Origin of the sequence: Aquiflexum sp. (assembly GCF_041751335.1) — a bacterium.
Classification (GTDB): Bacteria; Bacteroidota; Bacteroidia; order Cytophagales; family Cyclobacteriaceae; genus Aquiflexum.
In genome coordinates, this window is record NZ_JBGSXS010000357.1 from 1 (window position 1) to 6598 (window position 6598).

General features: G+C 40.6%; 4 protein-coding genes and 1 pseudogene. 2 read left to right on the forward strand and 3 right to left on the reverse strand.

Annotation, left to right across the window (positions count from 1 at the left end; genetic code table 11):
- Positions 1 to 533 precede the first annotated feature (533 nt).
- On the forward strand, positions 534 to 3002 hold the full coding sequence (locus ACEW8U_RS19575) for a mechanosensitive ion channel domain-containing protein (RefSeq protein WP_373523749.1): 2469 nt from the start codon (positions 534 to 536) through the stop codon (positions 3000 to 3002).
- Between the two features lie 244 nt (positions 3003 to 3246).
- Here the strand turns inward: ACEW8U_RS19575 and rlmB are convergent, their stop codons facing one another.
- Both rlmB and ACEW8U_RS19585 read right to left on the reverse strand, forming a co-directional pair.
- Positions 3247 to 4026, reverse strand: a complete 780-nt coding sequence (gene rlmB, locus ACEW8U_RS19580; RefSeq protein ID WP_373523750.1) for a 23S rRNA (guanosine(2251)-2'-O)-methyltransferase RlmB — start codon at positions 4024 to 4026, stop codon at positions 3247 to 3249.
- Positions 3999 to 5249: a GWxTD domain-containing protein gene (locus tag ACEW8U_RS19585; RefSeq protein ID WP_373523751.1), complete on the reverse strand. Its 1251-nt coding sequence runs from the start codon at positions 5247 to 5249 to the stop codon at positions 3999 to 4001. Before ACEW8U_RS19585 ends, rlmB begins: the two co-directional genes overlap by 28 nt.
- Positions 5250 to 5298: 49 nt before the next feature.
- On the opposite strand from ACEW8U_RS19585, the gene ACEW8U_RS19590 reads away from it, so the two are divergent.
- Positions 5299 to 6093, forward strand: coding sequence for a class I SAM-dependent methyltransferase (locus tag ACEW8U_RS19590; RefSeq protein WP_373523752.1), 795 nt, complete (start codon positions 5299 to 5301; stop codon positions 6091 to 6093).
- A gap of 117 nt (positions 6094 to 6210) precedes the next feature.
- Here the strand turns inward: ACEW8U_RS19590 and ACEW8U_RS19595 are convergent.
- Positions 6211 to 6598: pseudogene (locus ACEW8U_RS19595) on the reverse strand (DUF2723 domain-containing protein); the annotation flags it as partial.

The following is a 6598-nucleotide window of genomic DNA, read 5'->3' on the forward strand; positions in this document are numbered from 1 at the left end:
CCCCGCCGCTTTTCCCAACCCCCACCTCAATTAACCAAATCATCCGTTCCCCGAGCTTGCCGAGGGGTATTTTAAGGTTCACGTCATTAGTAGGCACGAAGGGTCTCAAGAGGTTCTATTTATGTTCAATTTATCATTTACTGTTCCTCGTGAGATGCTGATCCCGATATAGCCATCGGGATCAGGGTGACGGCAGCTAAGAAATCTGTCATTGGTAGGTACTAGGGATCTCAAGAGGTTCTATTTATGTTTATATTTATCATTTACTGTTCCTCAGGAGACCCTTCTCCCATTTTCAAAATCTATCATTGGAGACACCCCGTGCTTCGGTTTTCGACTTATTTAGACTTCTCCTTCCGTCGAAGTGACAAGGATACGTCTTCTTGTCTCTGGTTCTTGATTCTCTCACATCACATCTCGCCTCTTACATCGTCATCTTCCCAACTTCGGACTTCTAGCTTTTTTCCCTGAAATCCAATCCATTTTCCCAACATTCGTACTAAATTCTCCTTACATTTAAAAAAAATATAGAGGTGAAGTTGATAAAAATTTTGTTTTCGATCGCAATGCTGATCTCACTGCAAAGCCAAGTGTCTGCGCAGGTGACCAATGTACAGGATTTGCTTGATTCCTTAATAATATCAAATAAAAATGAAACAGATTCGAGTAAAGGAGAACCTAAACCTTCTTTGGAAGAAAGTATACGGAAAACCCAAGTATATACTTTAAAAGTCAATGAGCTTAATAAGACTTTGAAAAATGAAATGGATACTACGCTTATTACCGATGAAATCAATATGGCCGAAGGGATTTTTTTGATTGTGTTGAGCAGACTGGAAGCTGCCGAAACAAAGATCAACTTGAGGTATTTGGATGCACTTGAGAACTTGATGACTTCGATCAATTCCAGAATAGCAACGATAGAAGAGTTGGTAAATGACAGGGTGGATAACCTCTCCACGGTGAAAACCAAAATTGATTCGATCAAACAGGATGATCTCGTGAGGTATAATCTCCGCGATACCACATTGCTTCCCGAATACCAATCAGCTATTTCAAATCTGAGATCTAATTTGTCCAGAACAGACAGTGTATTAAATTCACAAAGATTGCAGGCACTGACTTTTCAGTCCAGGATTTCTAATACTACAATCAAGATCAACGAGATAGGCGATAACTTGGCTTTTCAAAAAAAAGGACTGGAAAAAGCACTTTTTGACAAAGAGACCAATTTCATATGGGAACGCAGGGATTTTCCATCCACTGAAAGGCTAGTGGATATTTTTAGGGTTTCCATAAATCTGAATCAGGCCATAGTCAGCAGGTATATCAGAAACAACTTGGGCATCAGTATTTTTTTGGTGCTTATGGTATTTTTGATCAACTATTGGATCGGGTCAAACCTTAAAAAAATCAGAAGTGAAAAGGAATTCTCGGGGATAATTCTGGGTAGAATGAATTATATTCCGAAATACCCATTCGTCACCTCAATGATGATTGTTTTGGCCGTTGCACCGTTTTTCTACCCTAATCCACCCATTTCATTTTTTGCCCTTGTCTTGGTAGTGATGGTCACTATTTCAGGTATATTGTTGAGAAGACGAATAGGAAAGGAATTGTACCAAGTTTGGTGGATGCTTTTTTTTCTTTTTCTGTTCAGTACTGCAAGCAATCTGTATTGGGAAATAGCCTATCAGGAAAGATGGCATTTGTTGGTATTCAGTGTATTTGGAATTTTTCTTGGGTTACGATTACTGAAATTACAGAAAGAGAAAGAAGAGATCGATATTCCTCCCTATATCAGGATTTTTGCTAGGATATATATTGCTTTCTGTTCAGTTTCCATACTCGCAAATATCTTGGGGAGGTTCAGTTTGAGCAAAATGATCGGTATTTCTGCAACACTGAGTCTGATGCATGCCGTGGCGTTGGTGCTTTTTGTAATCCTTATTAAGGAATTTATTTACTTACAACTTGAGGTAAGCAGGAAGAATGAAAGTGATTTTACCTCAATGATTGATTTCAATGACATTCAGAATAAGGTAAATAAGCTGTTTTCTTTTATAGCATTTGCAATTTGGGGATACTATTTTTTTGAAAGCTTGGGTATTATGGATACGCTGATTACCGGCATTGGTGGCTTCCTGTCCAAACAGAGGAGTATTCTGAATGCCTCGTTCAATTTTGCTCAAATCGCCGTCTTTTTTGTTGTAGTGTATGTTGCCACTTTTCTTGCAAACACAGTTGCCTATGCGGCATCGATCAAAGACCAGCAAAATGTCAGCTTGGGGAATAAAAAATATGGATCCTCGATTTTACTGATGAGATTGGCAGTTTTAATTGTTGGTTTTTTGATTGCTGTAGCAGCCTCGGGAATTCCGATCGATAGAATAACGATTGTTTTGGGTGCTTTGTCTGTAGGTATTGGTTTTGGATTGCAGACGATAGTCAATAACTTGGTCTCCGGTATCATATTGGCATTCGAAAAACCCATTCAGATCGGAGATACCGTAGAGGTAGGCGGCGTTGAGGGTGTGGTCAAGGATATTGGTATCCGGGCCAGCAAAATCAAAAACTGGGATGGTGCAGAAGTAATCATACCTAATGGCGATTTATTGGCACAGCAACTGACCAATTGGACTCTTTCTGATAAAAAGAGAAGGGTTGAGCTGATCATAGGTGTTGCATATAAATCTGATATGGATCTGGTCACTGAATTGATTACTAAGGAACTTATAAAAGATGAAATTCTTAATGCCCCGGAGCCAAGAGTTTTTTTGCAGACTTTTGCAGACAATTCTGTTAATTTCAGGGTGTTGTTTTGGGTCAATGATGTGGATATTTGGATATTGATCCGTGATCAGGTAATGAGAGGCATTTTTAAAGCATTCAAAAATAACGACATAGAAATACCATTTCCACAAAGAGACCTATATGTCAAGAATTTTCCAGGACTTGTTCAGGAAAAGTTGGTGAAGCCGGGGGAGGAGGGGGAGAAGTAGGGAGTCTCAGTTGGCAGATTCCAGTAAGCAGTCGCAGTGGGCAGTGCGTCAGTCGCAGTTGACAGTGTGTTCTTGAAAACGGTGACAAAGTTGAAGCTTTTAAGATTTTTTTTGATCAAATAACAGCATTTAAGAATTTAATAAGGCTTAGCCTTGTCACCTCGACGGCAGGAGGGGTCTAAAAACTTCAAGGGTTCAAAGATTTCTCCTATCTTCCAACTCCCAAACTTCCAACCCCCCACCTTCATCCTTCCCTTCTTTGCCTAATCGCCTCATATACCACCACACCCACAGAAACAGACACATTAAGGCTTTCGATATTGCCGGACAGGGGGATTTTGACAAACTCATCTGATATGCCCATCAATTCCTGGGAAATGCCGTCTTCTTCTGAACCCATGATCAGGGCTGTAGGTAAGGTGAAGTCTGCATCATACATCAGACGTTCAGTTTTTTCGGTTACACTAACTACGTTTAAGCCCATTTTCTTTAGGTCCTTGACGGTGTAATACAGGTTTTTCACCCTGCAAACGGGTAGATGGTTCAACGCTCCTGCAGAGGTTTTCACTGCATCAGAATTGATTTGAGCACTTCCTTTTTCGGGGATTACGATGGCATGGACTCCTGCACAATCTGCCGTCCTGGCCATGGCTCCAAAATTTCTAACATCGGTAATCCTGTCCAAAACAAGTATCAAAGGAGCAATTCCTTTTGAAAAACACTCATCTATGACATTGTCCAAAGAAGCATATTGAATGGCTGACATGTGCGCCACCACTCCCTGATGGTTTTTTCGAGTGATTCTGTTGAGCTTGGCTTCGGGGACTCGGACTACGTTGATTTTTTCCTCCTTGGCCAATGAAAGCAATTCTTTGATCAATTCATTATTGACTTCTTTGTCCACCAATATCTTATCAATGTCTTTTTGGGCGTGGATGGCTTCCATTACTGCCCTAGTGCCAAAAATAAAATCCTTTTCGTGGTCTCCTTTATTGATCAGAAAACCATCTGAGCGTTTCTCCATGTCGTGATGCTTTTGAACCATTCCGGCTGCAAGGCCCTTGAGCGGTTGAGTATATAATAATTTGGGGTCAAAATATTTTTGACGCGTGCAAAGGTAAAGGTTATTTTTGAATTGGAGTTGGCCCCAACGTATGACCAGATTTCTCCGTTCAATCTAAAGCTGACTTCATTGGGCGGGCCCATAACAGTGTAGACCATCCCCCGGTCTGATTTCCAGCCCTCTTTAAAATCTGTAAATAGGATATTTGCAAATTCAATCTGTTTGAAATATTCCCGGATCAGCTTTTTGGCGGATTCTTCATCTTTGGTAAGGCCATACCAATATTGATCAAGCGCAATTTTTTTGTCTTCCGCTTCTTTCAATGTTTCGTGTTCTCTCCTAGTGGAAATGTAAACCACCATATCTACCATTTCATCAAAATCATTGATACGGGGAAAAGTTTCAGGTACCGCTTTGAGCATCATCCCTTGGGTGGAGTTGGTATCTGCTTGAATGAAATAGTATCCGTCCTCATCAAATGTGACAGGTAAGTTGGCCATAAAACTACCTTTGTAATCAACTTTTATTTCTCTTGGAACAGGCGCAGGACGGATTTCCATTGGCGGCAGTGGTGCATCAAATGCAGCGGGGTAATGAAAATTGTGGAGATTGACCACTGTCCTCCCTTTGAATTCTATCGGTTCTTTTTGGATGACAAAACTTTGGTCAAAGGGCACACCGTCTTCGTAGTATGCCCAGAAATTTGAATGTCCAAAAATAAAAGGACTGATAAGGTCTGTGTGGTAATAATATACATCTCCTTGCCGGGTATCTGTTACTTGAAGTAGGGCAAATGCCATTTCCTGTGAATCGGGAATGGTCACCCTTTTTTCAAAATAAATATGAAAGTCAGTTTCCCTGACAACATCTTCCTTGGTCAGGGTGATGAGGTTTTGTGCTGTTATTGGTTCCTGGAATCCTGACAACACCGCGTAGGAAAACTGGTATGTGTCAAATTCTAGATTTTCCTCGATTTTCTCCACGGGCATCTGTAAAACAAAAGACCTGTTTGCTTCCTGCAAAGGAATGATTCTCAAGGACAATCGTGCATATCTGGAATATCTCAATGCCTGATTAAGTGTTTCCAAAGTCTGCTGTGCCTGACTGAGGTTGGAAAATCCAAGAAATAAGAAAAGGAAGCCTAAGAAGGGTGTGATTTTCGTGGTGATTTTGTGTCTTATCATCTTCAATTAAAAATTAACCTTAATTTTGCCCAAATTAATCAAATTTTAAATGGCTACCTATACAACGGAAATCGCTTCCGATAAGTTAATCAGTGACAACCCAATTCACCAACGTCTCCTTAAAGCCTATATTGCTACCAAACCCATGGTCAGCGGAAATCTGCTTGAAGTAGGATGCGGTGAAGGAAGAGGTGTAGAAGTGCTTTTGGACCAAGTCGATTCTTATCTGGGAATTGACAAAATACAGGAAGTCATTGACAGGCTCAAAAATAAATTCCCAAAGGCAGTTTTTCAACAAGCAGTTATTCCACCATTTTCTGATTTGGACGACAATACCTACGATACAGTAGTTAGTTTTCAGGTTATTGAACATATTCAGAAAGACAGACTTTTTTTGGAGGAAATCTACAGAGTTTTGAAGCCTGGTGGCAAAGCCATTATTTCCACTCCGAACATCAAACATACCCTTTCCCGCAATCCATGGCACATCAGGGAATATACCCCCAAACAGTTGGAGGATTTGAGCAAAAATATTTTTGATAGAGTAGAACCAATGGGAATAGGGGGAAATGAAAAAATCTGGGCTTATCATGAAGCCAACCGGAAATCTGTCAAGAAGATTATGCGGTTTGATGTTCTTAACCTTCAATACCGATTACCTGCTTTTGTGCTGAGATGGCCCTATGAAATCCTTAACAGGATGAACAGGAACAAACTTCACCAACAACAGGGAAATTCAGTCACCGACATCACCCATGATGATTACACCTTGGAATCCTCACCCGAAAAAGGCTTGGATTTGTTCTTTGTATTGCATAAAGCTAGTGCTTCTCGAGATTTGTAATCTCGAGAACAGATAAACCGGAATTTGTAATTCCGGTAGCCTATGTTTTTTGAATAGCTAGTAGGATTACAAATCCTATTTATCTGGATTCGCTACCGAATATTCGGTAGCGAATAGCTATTTCGGATCGATCAAACCTCCGCCCCTGACAGATGGTCCAAGCATTTTTTCCAGCTCGTTTTTTAGTTTTTCCGAAAGCTCCTTATACCCTCTTTCATCCAATAACGGCACAAAGAATTTCAGCATTTCAATGGAAATCATGGCTTCTCTGTCATAATCACGATTAGTGCGGGTGTAAAATTCGAGCATCTGAACGGATCTATGGGAGATTTTTTCGATGATATCGAGTGCAAGATCATCTTCCCCTACCTCAAACAGCAAAGGAACAGATTGACCGCTTGCCAAGTCATAAGGAATGGCTTTGTTTGGCATGACTTCCATACTGAATTTGAGCAGATCTGCTGCTCTGTCTAGGTCATCTTCATCCAATAGGGCAATCACCACA